Origin of the sequence: Ligilactobacillus murinus, assembly GCF_003288115.1 — a bacterium.
GTDB lineage: Bacteria > Bacillota > Bacilli > Lactobacillales > Lactobacillaceae > Ligilactobacillus > Ligilactobacillus murinus.
The window spans coordinates 1412501-1433543 of sequence record NZ_CP023565.1; the positions used below are offsets into that span (position 1 = coordinate 1412501).

Below are 21043 nucleotides of genomic sequence, written 5' to 3' on the forward strand. Positions count from 1 at the left end.
TAAGGGTTGCGCTCGTTGCGGGACTTAACCCAACATCTCACGACACGAGCTGACGACAACCATGCACCACCTGTCATTTTGTCCCCGAAGGGAAAGTCCTATCTCTAGGATTGGCAAAAGATGTCAAGACCTGGTAAGGTTCTTCGCGTTGCTTCGAATTAAACCACATGCTCCACCGCTTGTGCGGGCCCCCGTCAATTCCTTTGAGTTTCAACCTTGCGGTCGTACTCCCCAGGCGGAATGCTTATTGCGTTAGCTGCAGCACTGAAGGGCGGAAACCCTCCAACACTTAGCATTCATCGTTTACGGCGTGGACTACCAGGGTATCTAATCCTGTTTGCTACCCACGCTTTCGAACCTCAGCGTCAGTTACAGACCAGAGAGCCGCTTTCGCCACTGGTGTTCTTCCATATATCTACGCATTTCACCGCTACACATGGAGTTCCACTCTCCTCTTCTGCACTCAAGTCTCCCAGTTTCCAATGCACTACTCCGGTTAAGCCGAAGGCTTTCACATCAGACTTAAAAGACCGCCTGCGTTCCCTTTACGCCCAATAAATCCGGATAACGCTTGCCACCTACGTATTACCGCGGCTGCTGGCACGTAGTTAGCCGTGGCTTTCTGGTTAGATACCGTCGAAACGTGAACAGTTACTCTCACGCACTTTCTTCTCTAACAACAGGGTTTTACGATCCGAAGACCTTCTTCACCCACGCGGCGTTGCTCCATCAGGCTTTCGCCCATTGTGGAAGATTCCCTACTGCTGCCTCCCGTAGGAGTTTGGGCCGTGTCTCAGTCCCAATGTGGCCGATCAACCTCTCAGTTCGGCTACGCATCATTGCCTTGGTAAGCCTTTACCCCACCAACTAGCTAATGCGCCGCGGGCCCATCCAAAAGCGGTAGCATAGCCACCTTTTACATAGTTACCATGCGGTAACTATGGTTATGCGGTATTAGCACCTGTTTCCAAGTGTTATCCCCCTCTTTTGGGCAGGTTGCCCACGTGTTACTCACCCGTTCGCCACTCAACTCTTTATCGGTGAGTGCAAGCACTCGGTGATAAAGAAGTTTCGTTCGACTTGCATGTATTAGGCACGCCGCCAGCGTTCATCCTGAGCCAGGATCAAACTCTCAATTTAAAGTTTGTGACTCTTTATTTTTACTAGCGAATTGACTTCGCAAAATGTTTATTGCTCTTATCACTTAGATAAGAGACCCTGCACATTTGCTTATCGAAACTTTGTTCAGTTTTCAAAGATCTACTCGGTTGATAGAATCAACATCAATATTTTAACATATTGATAATTTCATGTCAACATTTTTATCTCAGTCGTTTTTTGACGACTTGATAATTTTAACAAAAACCATTGAATGATGTCAACAATTTTTTACCTTATTTTTTCTGCTGTAACAAATCAGCTTTTATATAATATCACGTATCACAAGTTAATGTCAACATAATTTTTAAATTATATTTTTTAACTGCTCTGCATCAGCAACTTTTATAGTATAGCAAGGAATACATTTAAGCGTCAAGGACTTTTTTTGATTTTCTATAAAAATTCTTTTGCACCTTCAACCATCATTACTTTCATCATTATAAGATCAACTAGGTAGCTGCTCCACGTCATTTTTTTAGTAACAGCATGATCTTGTTGTTCAAAAAAGAGGTGCAGTTAGCGGCGCATAAATTACCACCAAAACTTTCAAAATACTCTCCCCAAGTAAGGGCTAACTTTTTCTCAAATCCCCCAGTAAAACAAAAAATATCTAAACAGGCTCGCTATTACTATTTATCCATATATCCCGTTGTTCTCTGAGATAGTCTACCCGATCGTCATATAAAATATTTTTTGACCACCCAAGCGCTATTCGCTGAACATAAATATTTTCTTTTTTACGCACAACAAAAAATGCTGCGACTATATAGCCACAGCATTAAATATCTTATTTTTAGTTATTTTCGATCGGACGCATCGTTGGGAACAACAAGACATCACGGATCGAAGGCGCATCTGTCAACAACATCACTAAACGATCGATCCCGATACCTAGACCACCTGTAGGAGGCATACCATATTCCATAGCTTCGATATAGTCTTCATCGATACCTTCAGCTTCATCGTTACCAGCTTGACGTTCTTCCACTTGTGCTTCAAAACGTTCACGTTGATCGATCGGATCGTTTAATTCGGTAAAGGCATTCGCATATTCGCTACCTAAAATAAACAATTCAAAACGATCAGTGAAACGTGGATCTTTAACGTTCTTCTTAGCTAGCGGTGAGATCTCAACTGGATGACCGTAAACAAATGTTGGGTCAACGATCTTATCTTCACAGAATTGTTCGAAGAATTCATTGATGATATGGCCGACTTTCCAGTATTGTTCATAGTGAACACCATGTTCAGCTGCTAAAGCCCGAGCTTGTTCTAAAGTCATTTCTTCCCAGAAATCAACACCTGTATATTCTTTGATGATATCGACCATGTGCACGCGTTTAAACGGCTTATCAAAATCAACATCTTTACCTTGATAATTCACGATGTTGTTATTTGACACTACTGAAGCAGCTGCTTTGAAGATACCTTCTGTTTCATCCATAACGTCTTCAAAATCAAAGTATGCCGCATAAGATTCAAGCATTGTAAATTCTGGGTTATGACGGGTATCGATCCCTTCATTTCTAAAGACACGACCGATCTCATACACACGTTCCATCCCACCAACGATCAAACGCTTCAAGTGCAATTCTAGTGCGATCCGAAGATATAATTCGATATCTAAAGCATTGTGGTGAGTGATAAATGGACGTGCAGCAGCACCACCAGCTTGTGTATGTAACACTGGTGTTTCCACTTCCAAGAAGCCTTCGCCGTCTAAATAACGACGAATAGCCGAAATGATCCGGCTACGGTTTACAAAACGATCGTAACTTTCTTTGTTAGAGATCAGATCCAAGTAACGTTGACGATAGATCTGTTCTACATCTTGCAGACCATGCCACTTGTCTGGTAACGGACGCAAAGCTTTGGATAAGAAGGTCAATTCTGTCACTTTGATCGTCAATTCACCCATATCAGTCTTGATAACGTGACCCTTGATCCCTAAGAAATCACCCAGATCTGAGCGTTTGAAGATATGATACATATCTTCACCCACTTCATCTTTACGGATATAAAGTTGCATTCTGCCAGTGCGGTCTTGTAGATCAGCAAAACCTACCTTACCTTTACCACGCTTAGCTACCATCCGTCCAGCGATCGTCGCTGTGATCTCCAAGCCATTTAATTCATCTTTATCCATTTCACCATACTTATCATGCAAGTCTTGGTTCATTGAATCACGTTCAAACCGATGACCAAAGGGATCGATACCTTCTGCGCGCAATTCTTGCATCTTTTCACGACGTACACGCAATTGGTCATTCATGTTTTGTTGGTTACCCATTTTAAAATCCTCGCCTTTCTTTAGAGTGTGAGAAAAGGGGGGTGCCTTTTCGAACACGTTTCATCTTTACTATTTTTTAATTATAGCATACTCAAATGTCATAATTAACGCCGAATTGGTCGAGCGATCATGTCAGTCAAGAAATTATCAAAGATCGCTTGCATTTCTTGTTCTGTATCAGCCGAATTCAAAGCAGCTTTAGTCCTTGCTGAACGTGGGATCCCTTTAAGATAGTAAGCTGCTTGTGATCTAAACTCTTTTGGCCCCACGACTTCACCTTTAGCTTCAACTAAACGATGCAAATGCTCTTTAGCAACTGCGATCTTTTCAGCTGGCTTTGGTTCTTCTAATAATTCACCAGTCTCTAGGTAATGTGTCGTTTGCTTAACGATCCATGGGTTACCTAAAGCTGCCCGCCCGATCATCACGGCATCAGCTCCAACTTCATCTAACATCGTCTTAGCATCTTGAGGCGTGCGGACATCCCCATTACCGATAAAGGGGATCTTTGTCAACTTGTTAGCTACTTCATGCAGTAACTCCCAATCGGCATGTCCTGAGTAAAGTTGTTTTCTTGTCCGACCATGCATCGCTAACGCACTAGCCCCAGCTTCTTGGGCAGCCAACGCATTTTCGACTGCCAGAATATGGTCCTCATCCCAACCAGTCCGCATTTTTACGGTAACTGGTTTTTCAACTGCTGACGAAACTGCTTTGACCATCTCATATACTTTATCAGGGTCAAGCAACCATCTTGCCCCAGCATCGGTCTTAGTGACCTTAGGCACAGGACAGCCCATATTGATGTCAATAATGTCAGTATTGGTGTTTTCAGCCACAAATTGGGCGGCTTCGACTAAAGTTTCCTTGCTTCCCCCAAAGATCTGCACACTTGCTGGATGTTCACTTGGATCGACAAATAGCATCTCAAGTGTCTTTTTGTTGCGGAAATGGATCCCTTTATCCGAGATCATTTCACATACGACCATACCTGCACCAAATTCCTTACAGATCATCCGAAAGGCCACATTGGTCACCCCAGCCATTGGGGCTACCACAACTTGGTTTGGGATCGTGATATCTCCAATTTTCCATTCCATGGATCAATTTCACCTCATAAAATCATTCTTTACTTCGTTTGTAGATAATAGCACACTTTTATTTAAACGACTACTTTTCTTTTGCATTTTTTACGATCTCACGCAATTCAGCTTCGGAAAAATGGTATTTTCGATTGCAAAAATGACATAAAGCAGTTGCGCCATGATCTTCTTTGATCATCTCTTCAATATCAGCTTCAGGTAGACTTGCCATTGCTTTTGCAAAACGATCTTTGGAACAATCACATTCATACGCTACTGGTTTTTTATCCAAGATCTCAACATTTTCTTCATCAAATAATTTGACTAAAATATCTTCTGGAGTCAAGCCTTCACGCATCATTTCCGAAACTAGCGGTAGATCTTTTAAACGTTCTTCTAGTTTAGTCAAAACTTCATCCGTTGCTCCTGGCATAACTTGGATCAAAAAGCCTCCAGCTGTTTGGATAGTATTATCATCATTGACAAAAACTGACAATCCAACGGCTGATGGGATCTGTTCGGACTTAGCCAAGTAATACGTGAAATCTTCACCTAATTCACCCGAAACAAGCGGTACTTGTCCAGTAAATGGTTCTTTTAAGCCAAGATCTTTAGTAACTGATAGGAAACCTGTCGTTCCGACTGCACCTTTAACATCGATCTTGTGCTTATCATTCAATGGTAAATGGATATGAGGGTGTTGGACATAGCCTTTCACAGTCCCGTTAGCGTTACCATCAACGACGATCGCTCCCAATGGTCCATCCCCATTGATTTTCACTGTCATCTTGCCTTCACCCTTTAATGAAGCTTCCGATAACAGTAAAGTTGCAACTAAGGTGCGGCCTAAAGCTGCCGAAGCCGCACTCCAAGTATCGTGATATTCTTGTGCTTGACGAACCGTTTTGGTCGCATCGACCGCATACGCACGTAATTGCCCATCATAGGCTAAACTTTTAACTAAATAATCAGACATTTAATTCACCTATTCCTTTATATTTTTAATAAACAAGGAGGAAGCAAGCGGGCGGCACATAGGCCAACTTACTTCCTCCTATTTAAAATTTATTCCACCACTCGCTCAAAGACTAATCTTTATCCGAGTCTGTGTCTTTTTTATCCTTTTTTGGATAGAAGACTGTGGTTTTATTTTTATCAGCAGTTATAGCTTTTTCACTTGGGAAAGATGTTGTTTCATCAGCTACTTTACTTTCACGTTTAGCAGCTTCCTTACGTTCCAAAGCTTCTTTTGATTCTTCAAAAGTTGTGGCTGTTGCTTTTTCACTTGGGAACTCATCTTCATTTTGTGCAGGCATCTTGCCTGTCTTATACAAGCTCAAAATTTGCTTTTCATCGAGAGTCTCGTATTCAAGCAAGGCTTTTGCGATGACTGCATGCTGTTCTTTATGCTCTTCGATGATCTTCTTAGCCAAAGCCATCCCTTCTTCAGACAAGCGTTTGACTTCTTCATCGATCGCATTAGCTGTGTTGATCGAGAAAGGTGCTTGACCTGGAACTGCATCGCCAGCAAACATGCCACTTTGACCTTCATATTGGACAGGACCTAATTGATCGCTCATCCCGTATTCGGTCACCATTGCTCGTGCCAATTGCGTTGCTTGTTGGAAGTCATTGGAAGCCCCTGAGGATTGTTGTCCAAAGATAAGCTCTTCCGCAGCACGTCCCCCCATCAAGCCCGCAATTTGTTCTTGCATGTCTTTTTTAGAAAGCAACATTTGATCTTCTTTTGGTAACATGATTGCATAACCACCGGCACGCCCACGTGGAACGATCGTAACTTTGTGAACGACCCGGGCATCGTTTAAGACCAGACCAACGATCGTATGCCCAGCTTCGTGATAGGCCACGGTCTCGCGTTCTTTCTTGCTGATGACGCGATCACGTTTGGCTGGACCTGCGATCACGCGATCTTCAGCTTCATCGATATCTGAGGCATCGATCGCTTTTTTGTTACGCCGCGCAGCCAATAAAGCAGCTTCGTTGAGCAAGTTTTCAAGATCAGCCCCAACAAAGCCCGGTGTTTGCTTAGCGATCATCTTAAGATCAACATCTTTTGCAAGTGGCTTGTTCTTAGCATGCACTTTTAAGATCGCTTCACGACCCTTAACATCAGGGCGCCCAACTAAGATCTTACGGTCAAAACGTCCTGGACGAAGCAAGGCTGGGTCCAAAACATCAGAACGGTTCGTAGCAGCCATCACGATGACACCTTCATCACCTTCGAAACCATCCATTTCAACTAACAATTGGTTCAAGGTTTGTTCACGTTCATCGTGACCGCCCCCCATACCATTACCACGACGACGACCGACAGCATCGATCTCATCGATAAAGATAATGGCTGGTGCACTCTTCTTGGCGTTTTCAAACAGATCACGCACACGACTAGCCCCGACACCGACAAACATTTCCACAAAGTCAGAACCAGAGATCGAGAAGAATGGTACTCCTGCTTCACCTGCGACCGCTTTGGCTAACAAAGTCTTACCAGTTCCGGGAGGTCCTTCGAGTAACACACCTGATGGGATCCGTGCACCCAAAGAAAGGAATTTACGTGGATCACGCAAGAATTCAACTACTTCGACTAATTCTTGCTTTTCTTCTTCGGCCCCAGCTACATCAGAGAAGCGAACTTTGTTGTTCTTCTTTTCAACTGGCTTAGCTTTAGACTTACCAAAGCTCATCACCCCACGACCATTGCCACCGCCTTGGCCAGCTTGTCCCATCATCATGTAAAAGAAGAAGATAAAGAAGACAAGGGGCAAGACATAGATCAAGAGTTGGACCCAGATACTGCTGGATTCCTCCTCTTTAGCGCCATATTTGACTTTATTCTTAGTAGCATAGCTTTCGATCTGCTTAACTAAGGTATCATTGGTCAACACATTGGTCGTAAAGGTCGACACTTTAGTAGAGGTACCCGCAATACCGGTTAGACCACCAGTCTTTTCCACATTAGCTGGTTTTTTGTAGGTACCTGTGATGCGGTAGGTACTACCTGCTGGTTGCATTGTAAATTCTTTGACATTGTTTTTCTTCAATTCGGTAATGAATTGGCTTGATTGAATCTGTTGTGATTGAGCGCCGCCACGATTACCAACAAAGTAATAGAGCGCACCCATAATGCCAAGGAAGATCACAATGTAAAATAGACTATTCTTTACTAGTCCATTTTTGTTATTATTCATGGAGTTCCTCCTTTTAGGTAAATTTCATAAATTTTAAAGCTATCGAACCAATAATATCATATTTGACTAATATTGACTATTAATTGTTCTCGTAAACTTCTGGTTTCAAAATACCTACGTAAGGCAAGTTACGGTAATGTCCGATATAGTCTAGACCATAGCCGACCACGAATTCATTTGGCACTTCAAAACCAACATAATCTGGCACGACCGATTTCACCCGACGCTCAGGTTTATCTAATAAAGTACAGATCTTAACTGAAGCTGCCTTTCTGTGCTTGAGCAATTCCACTAACCGTTCCAAAGTGCGACCGGTATCGATGATATCTTCGACGATCAAAATATGACGATCTTTGACCGAAACGTCTAAGTCCTTGATGATCTTAACTTCACCGGATGATTCAGTTGCATCACCATAGCTAGATACATCCATAAAATCAAGTTCACAGTATGTGTCGATCTCACGCACGATATCGGCCATAAATAAGATCGCACCCTTTAAAACGCAGATCACAAGCGGATTTTTATCTTTCATGTCGGCGGTGATCTGAGCCCCTAATTTTTGGGCAACTGCTTGAATATCTTCTTTGCTGTATAAAATTTCTTTGATGTCGTTATTCATCATCTTTTACCTCTCTTCGCAAAACTATTATGTAATGAATTTTAGCATTTACGAGCCGTGGTGACAAATCAGTTTTTTTCACTTTAACGATCCATAAAATGTTTCCATCCTTGGCTGCAACTAACCACAGACGCTCACGTTTAGTTTTCGCTATTTTTCGATCGATCAAGATCTGTTTTACTTTTTGGGTCCCGATCTTAGTTTTCATGCGATCACCTGGTCGCCGATGACGCAAAAGAAATGGTGCCTCATCTTCAGACACAGCTAAGATCTCATCACCTGGTCTTGGGCAGTAGGCATTTGAAAAAAAGAGCCCGACCTTTTCTGTATTAGAGATCCATTGCCACTCGCCTAATGATAGATATTGCTGAAAATTTAAATTTTCGCTCTTCAAAGGATGATCAGCGAGCCAGAAATGATGGTATTCTTTGAGCAAAAAATATCCTTGTCCCAGATCGAGTTGTCCTTGTGGCTTAGTGGTGTTATTTAGCAAACGGTTGGCTTGAGCTACTTTTTTTTCCGATAATTCTAACTTATGTTGCCGAAAAAGTTGGCGTAAAAGCTGATTTTGCCATGGCAAAGTCAACGCTTGCCACTGTTCTAAGGTATAACTACCATCATGTTGCTGTAATTTAGCTAATTTTTCTTTACTCGTTTCATTGGCTAAAGTAAGAACTTCACTTAACTGCGCAGCATAATTCTCCACATGCGCTAAAAATTGTGGATTTTCTTGCTTTAATTGCGGGATAACGTGATGTCGCAAGCGATTTCTCAAGTAATCATCTTGTTCATTAGTCTCATCTTCAAAATAAGTGATGTTTTGTTCTTGGACCAGATGTAACAATTGAGCTTTGGTAAAGCCCAACAAAGGACGCAGCAACTCAGCATGAGCTCCAAATTTACGTCTGCGCTTGATCCCCGTCAACTGCGCTAAGTCGCCCCCACGCAATAACTTCATCAAAAAGGTCTCAGCTTGATCATCACTGTGATGTGCCGTCAATAAGTACTTGATCTGTTGTTTTTTTAGTACTGTTTCAAAAAATCCATACCGCATTTTGCGGGCTTTTTCTTCCAACCCTGTTTGGGGATGGTCAGCTACAGCCCAAGTCTTGGTAAAAAGCGGATACCCTTTTTCTTGGCAATATCGCTGAATAAATTCTGTCTCAGTCTTACTTTGGTCGCGTAATTGATGATCGACATACGCCACATTGATCTGCGGACGTATTGCTACTGGCAAATGTGCTAACAGCCACAACAATGCCATCGAATCCGCCCCAGTCGAGACCGCCACTAAGACCTTTTCTTTAGCTGCGAGCTTTAAATTTTGCCACTGTAGGTCAAACTGCTGTTTTATTGCTTGCATAAAATGTCTCCCTTAAAGAACTAAAGGACCGTGACAAAATGCCACAGTCCTTTTATATATTAGCTACGGCGTCCACCACGGCCACCGCGCTTACCTTCCGTATTTCGTTTCAAAGAGGTCAAGCGTTCATCGCTTTCTTTTAAGAAACCAGCCAATAAAGAGTCGAAGTCTTTCTTTTTGTTTTCAGTTTTGCGAGGTGCAAAGGAACGACCCTTACCCGCATTACTGTTATTTTTGTGATCATTTCCCTTACCATTGTTCCGGAAGTCGCCTTCACGTTGGTTGCGCTCTTCTTTGGTATTTTTCCCAAAATCTTTTTGAACATTGTCGCTTGCTTTTCTGATCGACAAACTGATCTTGCCATCTTCACCGACCGAAAGCACTTTGACTGTTACTTTATCCCCTACTGTCAACACATCATGGATATCCTTGACAAAATTATTTGAAACTTCACTGATATGCACCAAGCCAGTTTTTTTATCCCCTAGATCCACAAAAGCACCAAAATTAGTGATCCCTGATACTTTGCCGTTGACTTTTTCTCCGACTTCAATTGACATAAAAAATTTTTTCCTCCTAGAAAGTTCTAATAAAACACACCTAAGTATATCATGATACTAGTAGTTTAACCAAAAAAATTTATTTTTCTGAATTTAAGACACTTTTTGCCTTATCATCGGGCAAATTGTAGATCGTTTCATTGTCACGAGAATAATAATATTTCTCACGGATCAGCTTCTCTAAATATTCATCGTCATTTAACTGCTTTACCCGCAGTTTCAAGCTAGCATTGTCTTTTTTTACCTTATCAAGCTTCTTTTGAGCCGTTGTCGTCTGTTGCTTGACCGTATGTGCTTGCCACAAGTTACGTCCGACTTGAACTAAACACCCAACGGTCACGACCACTGCGATCACGGCAAATAAACGCATTATAACTTTGTGTTGCAGATAACGCCGATTTTTGGCGACCATACGCTTTTTAGCAGCTGTTTTTTCCCGATAAAAATCATTATCCATGACTTTGATCTTTTGCTTATCTTCTTTCATCAGTTAGACCTCACCAAATCATCCAAAACCGTTACATATTTACGAAGATTATAACAAACTTGGTGATAAAGATTCAATTTAGAGCCTAAAATCTTCCTTGTATTCTTCACTGATGATCTCGTACATGCCTTTAGCCTCATCTTTTTTGGTCGTATCCTTTAATTCCAAAACTTTCAAAGTCAACGTTTTATTTCCAAAATTGATCACTAAAGTATCACCTTTTACAACATCACTAGCGGATTTAGCAATTTTGTCATTGATCGTGATCCGGCCTTGGTCAGCGATCTGTTTTGCCACACTGCGCCGTTTGATCACACGTGAAACTTTTAAATATTTATCTAACCTCATAAGATTCCCTCTTTTCTGATAATTTTTTGCCAAACTTTCAAGATCTTTTTGCCCCCTGGTAACATGAGCCATTCGCGAACACTAAATAATTTAAACGCTAAGGCACACCCTAAAAAGACCAATGTACCTAAAAAGGCCCCTCCAAGTGACATGACGAGCGTATCGCTCCGCTCATTTCCGATAAAATGCATATAGCTCATAGTAAATATCCGTACACTGAAAAACATCACTGTGATCGCTAAGCCTAATTTGAGCCAAAAATGTCCTTCGTTGAACAGCCCCTTGACGATCTCAGGGCTAAACAGCAGGATAAAGACTAGCGCAAAGATCAAGCTAAGGACGGTCGCAACACTGGCCCCCATGATATTTATCCGTCCGACCAACCAGATATTTAGTATAAATTTTAGAACTAAAGCTCCCAGCAGACCGACCACCGTGATCAAAAATTGATTCAAACTTTGCAAGATCGAATTATAAGTTCCGATCAAAGTGATAAAGATCACGCTGACTACATAAACTGCCAATTCAGCACTCAAATTAGCATCTCCAAATAACAAAGTGTTGATCTGTGGCATCAAAACGACCATCCCAAAGCAAGCGGCTACCGAGATCGCCGCACTGACACGCAACATAACTTGCGCGATCCGCCGAAATTCGGCGTATTTACGCTTTTGCAACGCTTGACTCAATGTCGGCAAAAGCGTTGAAGAAAAACCGATCGCAAGGACCATACCTAACTGTAGCAATGGTTGCGCGCGATCATAGATACCTTTTAGATCCTTAGCTACAGCTAAGGGGATCCCGTTGTGCAGTAAGCCACGGACAAGCGTAAAAGAGTCGATCAACTGCAACAAGACCATCGTTGAAGCAAACAAACAGATGATCAAGCCATCGCTAAAGAGTTTTTCAATCAGATACAGATAACTGAATTTAGGCGCCGAAGTTTTTTTGAAAAACTTTTTAGCATAAAATTTGATAAAACTCAAACAGGCAACTACTGCTCCCGCACTAGAGGCCAACATCGCAACGGCTCCCATCTGATATAAGGACCAGTCAAAAAGCGTAAAAGCCCATGCCGCTAAGATGATCATCCCGACTCGCATGAATTGCTCAGTCACCTGTGAAATAGCAGTTGGAAGCATATCAAACGTCCCTTGATAATATCCTCGCCCGACTGCCAAAATTGGCATGAACAAAAACATCCAAGCCACACTTTTGATCAAAACTACCAGCTGTGGATCTCCCATCAAAAGTGCAATAAATGGAGCAAATACCCGCAATCCGACAAAAATCGCACCCGAAAAAACACACAAGATCAAAAATATCTGTTGAACTAAGCGCAACTTGGTCGCTTCATCGCGTTGTTCGGCAACTAATTTAGAAATGTAAACTGGAAAACCGGTCAAGGCAAAAGCAACGCCGATCCCATAGATCGGATAGACCTGCTGATAGACATAAAAACCAGTATTACCAACAATATTTTCAAAGGGGATCCGATAGACCGCACTTAAGATCTTAGCGATCAAAGATGCGATCGAAAGGATCAAAGCCCCTTTCATCGTCTTTTTGACTTGTTCATTTTTCATCTACAGTCTCCTCGATCTGTGGTATGTTGTTGATCTCAGCCATTAAATTAAAACATAATTTTTGTAACTTAGCCAAAAGTTCTGCGCGCTGTGCTGGTTGCAAGGTCAACTTGATAGCAGTCTTTTTGGCGGTCGTTTCAAAGGTCGCATCTAAGCCAGCTGCATCCAAGGCTTTGAGCATCATCGGTGCATTGAATTTTTTCACCCCTACAGGCGCAAGATCCAAGGTGAGCTTATACGCACTAGTTTGGGTGATATTAGCTAACAATGCATGATCAGCATATAATTTCAACAACCCAATTTCTAGTAAATTAGCTACTTCAACTGGATATTCACCGAAACGATCAATGAGGTCTTCTTTGATCTCTTCATATTGTTCTTTATTTTCCAATTGGTGGATCCGCTTATAAAGCTCGATCTTTTGGCGTGGATCTTCGATGTAACTTTGGGGTAGATAAGCTTCTAATGACAGATCGATCTGACAATCAGTGTGCAACTTAGGCTTAAGACCACGTTTCTTGGCGACAGCTTCATTTAACATCTGCGTGTACAGCTCATAGCCGACCGAATCGATAAAGCCATGTTGTTGCTTCCCTAATAGGTTACCCGCCCCTCGGATCGAGAGATCACGCATCGCGATCTTAAAGCCTGAACCTAATTCGGTAAAATCTTTGATCGCTTCAAGGCGTTTTTCGCTCACTTCCGTTAAAACTTTATCAGGTTCGTACATAAAATAGGCATAAGCCACACGATTCGATCGTCCGACCCGGCCACGTAATTGATAAAGTTGAGCTAGGCCCATCCGATCAGCATTTTCCACAAATAGTGTATTGGCATTGGGGATGTCGACTCCAGTTTCGATGATCGTCGTCGTCACTAACACATCGTATTGGCCTGCGATAAAGTCCATCAAGATCCCTTCTAACTGAGTCTCCGTCATTTGCCCGTGGATATAAGCGATCTTAGCTTCGGGCACTAAGCTCTGTAACTCGTTGACCTTTTTTTCAATATCATCGACTCGATTGTGCAAGAAAAATACTTGCCCTCCACGTGCCATTTCACGTCTGATCCCATCCACGATCACCCCGTAATTTTGTTCCATCACATAGGTCTGGATCGGATAACGATTCATCGGTGCGGTCTCGATCACTGAGAGATCGCGCACACCTAACATCGACATATTTAGCGTCCGCGGGATCGGAGTAGCTGTTAGTGTCAAAACATCAACAGTTGATTTGAGTTCTTTTAACCGCTCTTTATGTTTGACCCCGAAGCGTTGTTCTTCATCAATGATCAACAAGCCTAGATCAGCAAATTTAACGTCTTTAGACAACAAACGATGGGTCCCAACAACAGCATCGCATTCACCACTTTTTAGCTTAGCCAAAGTTTCATCGACTTGTTTTTTGGTGCTAAACCGTGATAAGACACTGATGTTGACTGGAAAACCTTCAAAGCGCGCTTGCATCGTTTCAAAATGCTGTTGTGCCAAAACGGTCGTCGGAGCTAAAAATGCAACTTGTTTTCCGTCTTCGATCGCCTTAAAAGCTGCCCGCAAAGCAACTTCGGTCTTACCATATCCCACATCCCCGATCAACAAACGATCCATCGGGCGTTCTTTTTGCATATCGGCTTTGATCTCTTTTGCGCTCCGCAACTGATCAGGTGTTTCTGAAAAAGGAAAGGCGGCTTCAAATTCGCGTTGATAACTATCATCTGGTGGAAAGGCATGGCCCTTATTAGATTCACGTTTTGCATACAATTCGACCAGTTCATCGGCAATGTCTTCGATCTTAGCGGCAACTTTGCTCTTGGTCTTGGCCCATTTGTTACTACCTAATTTGTTGATCTTTGGTGTCTTACCTTCAGCTGACACATATTTTTGGATCCGATCGAGCTGGGAAACTGGGATAAAAAGTTGCGCATCCTCTTGATAAACGATCGTCATATAGTCTTGGTGTTTCCCACCGACTTCTAAAGTTTGCATTCCCATGAAACGCCCGATCCCATGGTTGACGTGAACGATATAATCGCCTTTCTTCAAGTCAGTATAGCTCTTCAAACGTTCCGCATTGCTCATCGTTTGGCGTTTAGGCTGTTTGCGCGAACGTTTAGCAAAGAGTTCTTGTTCGGTCAAAACGACTAATTTTAATTCAGGCAATTCAAAACCACTATTCAACTGACCTAAAGCGATCTGCACTTGCCCAGTCTGGATGTCAGCGACTGTTCCTAATAAAGAAGTGACCCCAAAATCGGCTAACGTTTGCTGGAGCTTTGCTTGACGTTCCTTAGTCCCGACCAGCAAGACAACGGTTTGGCCACTTTCTTTCCACCGGAGTGCTTCAGCTTTTAGCAGTGGCATTTGACCAAAGAATTGTTGGACCATGCGGGCTTTGATATCTAAATGCCGCACAAAACGCATCCGGCCCATCCCTTTAGGAAAGGCGGCTAAAAAGGTTTTAGGCTGCTTGAGCTTTTTTTCTAAATAACTCAATTCGTGTCCCAAAACAGCATTAGCAAGTAATTGCTGTTTTTCCAACTGCTCAACGATCCAATTTTGCTCTTCTTGAACTAGTTGTTTTTCTTTTTCACGTAAACGAGGGTAATCATCAAAAAACACTTCACCATTTGTGGCTAAATAATCAAATAAACTTAGCTTTTCAGGATAGATGTATTCGACTAAGCTCAGATCTTTGGCACTTAATTCCCCCTTTAAAAAAGCATCGATCTTGGCTGAAAAATTCTTATCCAGTTGTTCTTTTGTTTCTTTAGATAAATTAGTAGAGGCTTTTTTAACAGCTTCATCTAAAGCTGACGCTGCTTTTTCCAAACGTTCCTTATCAAAAATAAGGTCAGTCGCTGGTAAGATCTGCACTTGTTCAATGTTTTTCAAACTACGCTGATCGGCCACATCAAAAGTCCGCAACGAATCTAACTGAGTATCAAAAAAATCGGCCCGAAGCGGATCTGACATATCTAAAGGAAAAATATCTAAGATCGATCCTCGTAGTGCAAAGTCGCCTGGCCGTTCAACTTGCTTTTGCCGCGTATAACCCATTTGGCCTAACAACTGCACCAGATCTGCTAATTCATAGTCTTGGCCAACGACCAACTTTAACTGACTCTTTTGCCAAAGTTCAACTGGGGGTAAAAAGCGCCGTAACCCTGACATCGAAGTCACGATCAGCTTTTTTTCCTGCTTGGCTAAAGCTTCCAGTGCTAAAACACGTTGCGCTTTGAATTCAGGTGAACTCGTTGCCATTTCTGATGCTAGCATCTCTTCGACTGGAAACAACAAGACATCAGCTGGATCTAAGAGGTTTTCAAGATCATCGGCTAACTGTTGGGCTCGATACAAGTCATCACATATGATCAACTTTGGACCTGCATTTTCTAGGAACAACTCAGCTAAAAAAAGCGTCTTGGCCGAGCCAGTCAGCCCTGTGATCAAATGACGTCCTGCTTCTTTTTGTGACCATTCTTTGACTTCTGGAAGGCTATGAAAAGCTTCCTTTAGTTTCATCTTCATGGTGTATCCTTTCTTACTTGTTACGGTTGAATTTATTCATCACTTGCGCAAAATCATCAGTCTTGACCCACTCTTCTAACGCGGCTACTGCATCAGCTGCTCCTAGATCAAAATTTTCTCGTTGTTCTGGAGTGAAGCGGCCTAAGACCCAATCAACGACTTTAGTTTGTTTAGGATGATCGATCCCCACACGTAAGCGGTCAAATTGTTGAGTACCTAAATGAGCGATCAGACTCTTGATCCCGTTATGCCCACCAGCTGAACCCTTTTGGCGCAACCGTAACCGACCACAATCAAGATCCATATCATCATAAACGATGATCACATCATCAGGGTCTAAGTCATAATAATCTACGATCTGACGAACTGCGCGTCCCGATTCATTCATATAGGTAGTCGGTTTAGCCAATATGACTTTTTGGCCCTCGACCATACCGTCAGCTAGTTGCGCATCAAATTTTTCCTTATTGAAGGAAAGACCATTCGCATCTGCAAAGCGATCAACGATCATAAAGCCTGTATTATGACGGGTATTTTCATATTGACGACCAATATTACCTAATCCTACGATCAATTTCATCTTTAAATTCAAAACCTTTCACATATAAAAAAATTTACATTACCAAAAAAAATGCACACTGTTTAAACCGTACTTAGGCACAGTTAAGCGTACATCTAGCATGGAAGCGCCTAAAAAGACGCTTCCAACAATTGATTTAATTTCACTAAGTATACCACACTTTGCGATTTCTACTGAAAAAAACTTACAAACTCTTGAAATCTTTGCGCCATTTACTGAAAAACGTGTTATACTTATGGAGTATCAATTAAGTTACTTAAGAAAGGATGAATTACTGTGTCAAAAACACAAAATCATCAAAAAGTTATTTTAGTCGGTGACGGTGCTGTTGGTTCTAGCTATGCTTACGCTATGGCTTTACAAGGTATCGCTGAAGAATTTGGTATCGTGGATGTTGTTAAAGAACGTACAGAAGGTGACGCTCTTGACTTGATCGATGCTACAGGTTACACATATCCTAAGAAGATCTACTCTGCAGAATACTCTGACTGCAAAGATGCAGACTTAGTTGTTATCACTGCAGGTGCTCCTCAAAAGCCTGGTGAAACTCGCCTTGACCTTGTTAACAAGAACTTACGCATCTTGTCTTCTATCGTTAAGCCTATCGTTGATTCTGGCTTCCAAGGTGTCTTCTTAGTTGCTGCTAACCCAGTTGATATCTTGACATACGCTACATGGAAGTTCTCTGGCTTCCCAACAGAACGCGTTTTAGGTTCAGGTACATCCTTGGATACAGCACGTCTTCGTGTTGCTATGGCTGACCTTACAGGTATCAAAGACCCACGTTCTATGCACGCATACATCATGGGTGAACACGGTGACTCCGAATTTGCTGCTTACTCATCAGCAACGATCGGTGGGGTTCCATTCTTAGATTGGGCTAAAGCTAACAACGTTTCCCAAGAAACACTTGATAAGATGGAAGACGATGTCCGCAACAAAGCTTACGAGATCATCAACCGCAAAGGTGCTACATTCTACGGTGTTGCTGCTGCGCTTGCTCGTATCTCAAAAGCTATCTTACGTGACGAAGATACAGTCTTACCTGTTTCAGCTTACTTAGATGGCCAATATGGCTTGAATGATATCTACATCGGTACACCAGCCGTTGTTAATGCTGAAGGTATCAAGCAAGTTGTTGAAGTTCCTTTGAACGAAAAAGAATTGAAACAAATGCAAGAATCTGCTAAGACTTTGAAAGAAGTTCTTGCAGACGGCTTGAAGAGTTTAGAAGACTAAGCTCTTTTATTCCTAAACAGTCAGGGTTTGACCTTGACTGTTTTTTTATATACTCAATAAACTGTGGTAAACTAAGACTAGAAAGGTGGGCGTGCAAATGTTTAAGACTCAAATAAATGCTGATGTCCCGATCAATGAAGGCTCGGGTCAGATCGTCACGGAATTACCTTTTGTTCCCCATAAAGGTGACTTTATCATGGTCGGCGATGAACAAACGCAATGGGAAGTTGTCAGTAGCACCTTTATCGTGCATGATAAGTTCCATCCTAAAAAAGATTTTGTCGATCTCGTCGTGAAAGTAAAACAAGTTTGATTTTTTTGAGGCTGGTCTTGACCAGCCTTTTTGCTTGAACTTGAACATTTTGCAAAATTTTGTACATTTATTCAATTTTTAACTTCCATTATTTGTTTTTTGTGTTATTATGTATTAGGATATTATGAAAACAAAATGAAAGCCGAGGAGATACTTTATGCTACTGAAAACATTGATCAAGCCTAAAAAAGATCTCGTTACAGTTAAAGAAGATATCACACTGGAAGAAGCTCTAACAGTGCTCGAAGATTCCGGTTATCGTTGTGTACCGATCTTGGATGAAACTGGTAAGATCTTCCGGGGAAATATCTATAAGATGCATATTTACCGCCACAAATCTCGTGGAGGTGATATGAGCCTACCCGTGACCCATTTGTTAAAGAATGCTAACAAGTTCATTCCAATCGATTCAGCCTTCTTTAATGTGTTTTTCTCGATCAAAGACCTTCCATATATCACGGTTTTAGATGAAAACAATTTCTTCTATGGCATCTTGACCCATACGCGTTTGTTAGATATGTTGACCCAGTCTTGGAACTTCAATGTTGGTAGCTATGTTTTGACTGTTGTCTCCTCAGGTGAACGCGGTGATCTAGTCGACATGGCCAAGATCATCACTAAATACACTTCGATCGCGAGTTGTATCACACTTGATGTGCAACAAGGCGAATTAGTCCGCCGAACATTATTTACCCTCCCATCTGACGTTTCACATGAGAAATTAGAACGGATCGTGGCGAGTTTAGAGCGTAAGAATTTCAAAGTTCCTGAGATCGAAGACTTACAAGCTTAACACCTATCCCCCCACTTATCATCAAGTGGGGGGATATTTCTTATCGTTAAAGTTATGTAACAACTTCCAGTGAGTATGTTAAAATGTTTATAACTATACCTCTTAATGAAAGGAATGAGCCATATTGGCCGAAAAACTTTATACGACTCAAGAGCTTGCCGATAGTATCGGTGTCAGTCGGTCAACGATCTACCGCTTTTTAAAAGTCAATCAGATCCAACCAGTTGAAATAAATGGACGCTCTAAACTTTACAGCAAAGACACCTTAAAACAAGCAAGGCGCGAATTACTTTTACCAAGTACTAACAAAAAAACTACCCTTGCAACTGAAGCTAAACACCTTGATCAATTACAACAGCAGCTCGAATTGATCAACGAACAGTTACGGGAAAAAGACCGCCAGATCGCAGAGTTACACCAACTGATCGATCATCAACAAAAATTGACCCTTTCTGCCACTAAACAGTTAAATGATCTGTTAGCCTTACAAGAGACCGATCCTGATGCCATCAAGATCGCGGCGGCTGAAGTTCAACGCCAATTGCCCGAAAATAGCCAAGCCCAACAGATCTTATATCCGACCCAAGGTGTCAGCTATAAAACGACCAATGCGATCAGCACTGAAGAAAAAAAACCTAAAAAACGCGGCTTCTTTAGCTGGTTTAGACGAAACAAGCGCAGTTAGGCATGAAACAAAAGAAAACTTTTTTAGCACTTATCGCTTCATTTAATCTTGCTGCTAACTACGCTCATCCGATCACTCCTGCTTATTTCAAGCTCCTCGGACTCGATAGTGCCATGTTTGGCTATGCGTTTTCCGTGATGTCTTTGGGGATGTTTCTTGGCTCACCTTTCTTTGGAAAATTAGCTGAGAGTTTTCGCTCTAAAGTCTTGATGGCTTGGGGATGCTTAGGTTATGCATTAGCCCAAGTCCTCTTTGCGATCGGACACACCCCGGCACTCATCTTATGGGGGCGTTTATTGGCAGGATTTGCCTGTGGATCCTTTTTTGTTGGGGCCTTGAATTATATCGCCAATACCTCCACCGCTAAAGAACGGGGAGCAAACTTGACTTTAAATGCTGCCGTTCAAACAGTTTTTGGCGCTTTAGGCTACTTTGTCGGCGGAATGCTTGGGACATATGATCTTTATTGGGCCTTTGCGCTACAGATCGGGCAACTTTTTTTCACAGGTGTTGCCTTTTATCTACTCTTAGGTCCAGATCTTACTGCCCAAAAAGCCCCAGATATCAAAGAGGCAGTCCGCAGTTTGAACTTTTTTAGTAGTTTTTCAACTAAGGATGCTCAGCTCTCACAGTCACTTTGGATCTTATTAGGCGTTTCAGCTCTGACCTTTTTAGGCTATACTTCCTTTGATCAAAGTTTCAATTATTACTTAAAAGACGTCTTTGATCTTGCAACGAGCTATAATGGTAGCTTTAAAGGAGCAGTCGGCTTGATCTCACTTGTAGCTACGATGACGTTAGGAATGTATTTGGTCAAACAAACTGACCTCAACAAAAGTACGACTTATATTTTATTCATCTGTGCTTTCTTTATGGGAGCAGTCTGCTTGGCATCCGGGTTGACCAGCTTTTTTGCCTTAAATTTGATTTTTTACGGTTTTTATGCGATCAGTGTGCCGATGGTCCAAGATCTGATCACCAAACAAGCTACGCCAACAACACAAGGAACTGTTCTTGGTTTTTACCAAGCTTCACAATCATTTGGTCGGATCATCGGAGCCTTTATCGCTGGGCTTTTATATGACGTCAATGTTTTAGGCCCATTTATTCTAGGTAGTCTTGCTTTTCTAATTGCAGCTATCGGTGTTAAAATATATCAAAAATAGCAGTATGTCCATGGCTGGGCACACTGCTAT

At 42.0% G+C, this 21043-nt stretch carries 17 protein-coding genes and 1 rRNA gene (1 of these 18 only partly in view); 5 read left to right on the top strand and 13 right to left on the bottom strand.

Annotation, left to right across the window (positions count from 1 at the left end; translation table 11 throughout):
- From CPS94_RS07100 to pth, 13 genes are all read right to left on the bottom strand, one after another.
- A 16S ribosomal RNA gene (locus tag CPS94_RS07100) occupies positions 1 to 1140 on the bottom strand (it extends 424 nt beyond the left edge of the window).
- 814 nt (positions 1141 to 1954) lie between these two features.
- A complete protein-coding gene (gene lysS / locus CPS94_RS07105; protein ID WP_112194330.1) occupies positions 1955 to 3451 on the bottom strand; it encodes a lysine--tRNA ligase in 1497 nt (498 codons plus the stop codon).
- Between the two features lie 104 nt (positions 3452 to 3555).
- Positions 3556 to 4551 carry a tRNA dihydrouridine synthase DusB gene (gene dusB, locus CPS94_RS07110; RefSeq protein ID WP_112194328.1) on the bottom strand — a complete coding sequence of 332 codons (996 nt, stop codon included), beginning with the start codon at positions 4549 to 4551 and terminating at the stop codon, positions 3556 to 3558.
- Positions 4552 to 4621: 70 nt separating this feature from the next.
- The gene (hslO, locus tag CPS94_RS07115) at positions 4622 to 5509 is read right to left on the bottom strand and encodes an Hsp33 family molecular chaperone HslO (RefSeq protein WP_076148993.1); all 888 of its coding nucleotides are present in this window, start codon (positions 5507 to 5509) and stop codon (positions 4622 to 4624) included.
- 112 nt (positions 5510 to 5621) lie between these two features.
- A complete protein-coding gene (ftsH, locus tag CPS94_RS07120) occupies positions 5622 to 7742 on the bottom strand; it encodes an ATP-dependent zinc metalloprotease FtsH (protein WP_112194326.1) in 2121 nt (706 codons plus the stop codon).
- Between the two features lie 79 nt (positions 7743 to 7821).
- Positions 7822 to 8364: a hypoxanthine phosphoribosyltransferase gene (gene hpt / locus CPS94_RS07125; protein ID WP_039936205.1), complete on the bottom strand. Its 543-nt coding sequence runs from the start codon at positions 8362 to 8364 to the stop codon at positions 7822 to 7824.
- Positions 8357 to 9727, bottom strand: coding sequence for a tRNA lysidine(34) synthetase TilS (gene tilS, locus CPS94_RS07130; protein ID WP_112194325.1), 1371 nt, complete (start codon positions 9725 to 9727; stop codon positions 8357 to 8359). The genes hpt and tilS overlap by 8 nt, the downstream gene beginning before the upstream one ends.
- Positions 9728 to 9786: 59 nt before the next feature.
- On the bottom strand, positions 9787 to 10287 hold the full coding sequence (locus CPS94_RS07135) for a S1 domain-containing RNA-binding protein (protein ID WP_076148998.1): 501 nt from the start codon (positions 10285 to 10287) through the stop codon (positions 9787 to 9789).
- A gap of 79 nt (positions 10288 to 10366) precedes the next feature.
- Positions 10367 to 10774 carry an FtsB family cell division protein gene (locus CPS94_RS07140; RefSeq protein ID WP_112194323.1) on the bottom strand — a complete coding sequence of 136 codons (408 nt, stop codon included), beginning with the start codon at positions 10772 to 10774 and terminating at the stop codon, positions 10367 to 10369.
- Positions 10775 to 10852: 78 nt separating this feature from the next.
- The gene (locus CPS94_RS07145) at positions 10853 to 11122 is read right to left on the bottom strand and encodes an RNA-binding S4 domain-containing protein (RefSeq protein ID WP_112194321.1); all 270 of its coding nucleotides are present in this window, start codon (positions 11120 to 11122) and stop codon (positions 10853 to 10855) included.
- Positions 11119 to 12708 carry a putative polysaccharide biosynthesis protein gene (locus CPS94_RS07150; RefSeq protein WP_112194319.1) on the bottom strand — a complete coding sequence of 530 codons (1590 nt, stop codon included), beginning with the start codon at positions 12706 to 12708 and terminating at the stop codon, positions 11119 to 11121. Before CPS94_RS07150 ends, CPS94_RS07145 begins: the two co-directional genes overlap by 4 nt.
- A complete protein-coding gene (gene mfd / locus CPS94_RS07155) occupies positions 12698 to 16231 on the bottom strand; it encodes a transcription-repair coupling factor (RefSeq protein WP_162626461.1) in 3534 nt (1177 codons plus the stop codon). The genes CPS94_RS07150 and mfd overlap by 11 nt, the downstream gene beginning before the upstream one ends.
- Before the next feature lie 19 nt (positions 16232 to 16250).
- Positions 16251 to 16817, bottom strand: a complete 567-nt coding sequence (gene pth / locus CPS94_RS07160) for an aminoacyl-tRNA hydrolase (protein WP_004050075.1) — start codon at positions 16815 to 16817, stop codon at positions 16251 to 16253.
- A gap of 276 nt (positions 16818 to 17093) precedes the next feature.
- On the opposite strand from pth, the gene CPS94_RS07170 reads away from it, so the two are divergent.
- The 5 genes from CPS94_RS07170 to CPS94_RS07190 all read left to right on the top strand — a co-directional run bounded on the left by CPS94_RS07170 (position 17094) and on the right by CPS94_RS07190 (position 21013).
- Positions 17094 to 18056, top strand: a complete 963-nt coding sequence (locus CPS94_RS07170) for an L-lactate dehydrogenase (RefSeq protein ID WP_004050073.1) — start codon at positions 17094 to 17096, stop codon at positions 18054 to 18056.
- Between the two features lie 97 nt (positions 18057 to 18153).
- On the top strand, positions 18154 to 18369 hold the full coding sequence (locus CPS94_RS07175; protein ID WP_004050072.1) for a hypothetical protein: 216 nt from the start codon (positions 18154 to 18156) through the stop codon (positions 18367 to 18369).
- Positions 18370 to 18526: 157 nt separating this feature from the next.
- The gene (gene cbpA, locus CPS94_RS07180; protein ID WP_004050070.1) at positions 18527 to 19162 is read left to right on the top strand and encodes a cyclic di-AMP binding protein CbpA; all 636 of its coding nucleotides are present in this window, start codon (positions 18527 to 18529) and stop codon (positions 19160 to 19162) included.
- 124 nt (positions 19163 to 19286) lie between these two features.
- A complete protein-coding gene (locus CPS94_RS07185; RefSeq protein WP_004050063.1) occupies positions 19287 to 19847 on the top strand; it encodes a helix-turn-helix transcriptional regulator in 561 nt (186 codons plus the stop codon).
- A 2-nt stretch (positions 19848 to 19849) separates the two neighbouring features.
- Positions 19850 to 21013 carry an MFS transporter gene (locus tag CPS94_RS07190; protein ID WP_004050062.1) on the top strand — a complete coding sequence of 388 codons (1164 nt, stop codon included), beginning with the start codon at positions 19850 to 19852 and terminating at the stop codon, positions 21011 to 21013.
- The last annotated feature ends 30 nt before the right edge of the window (positions 21014 to 21043 follow it).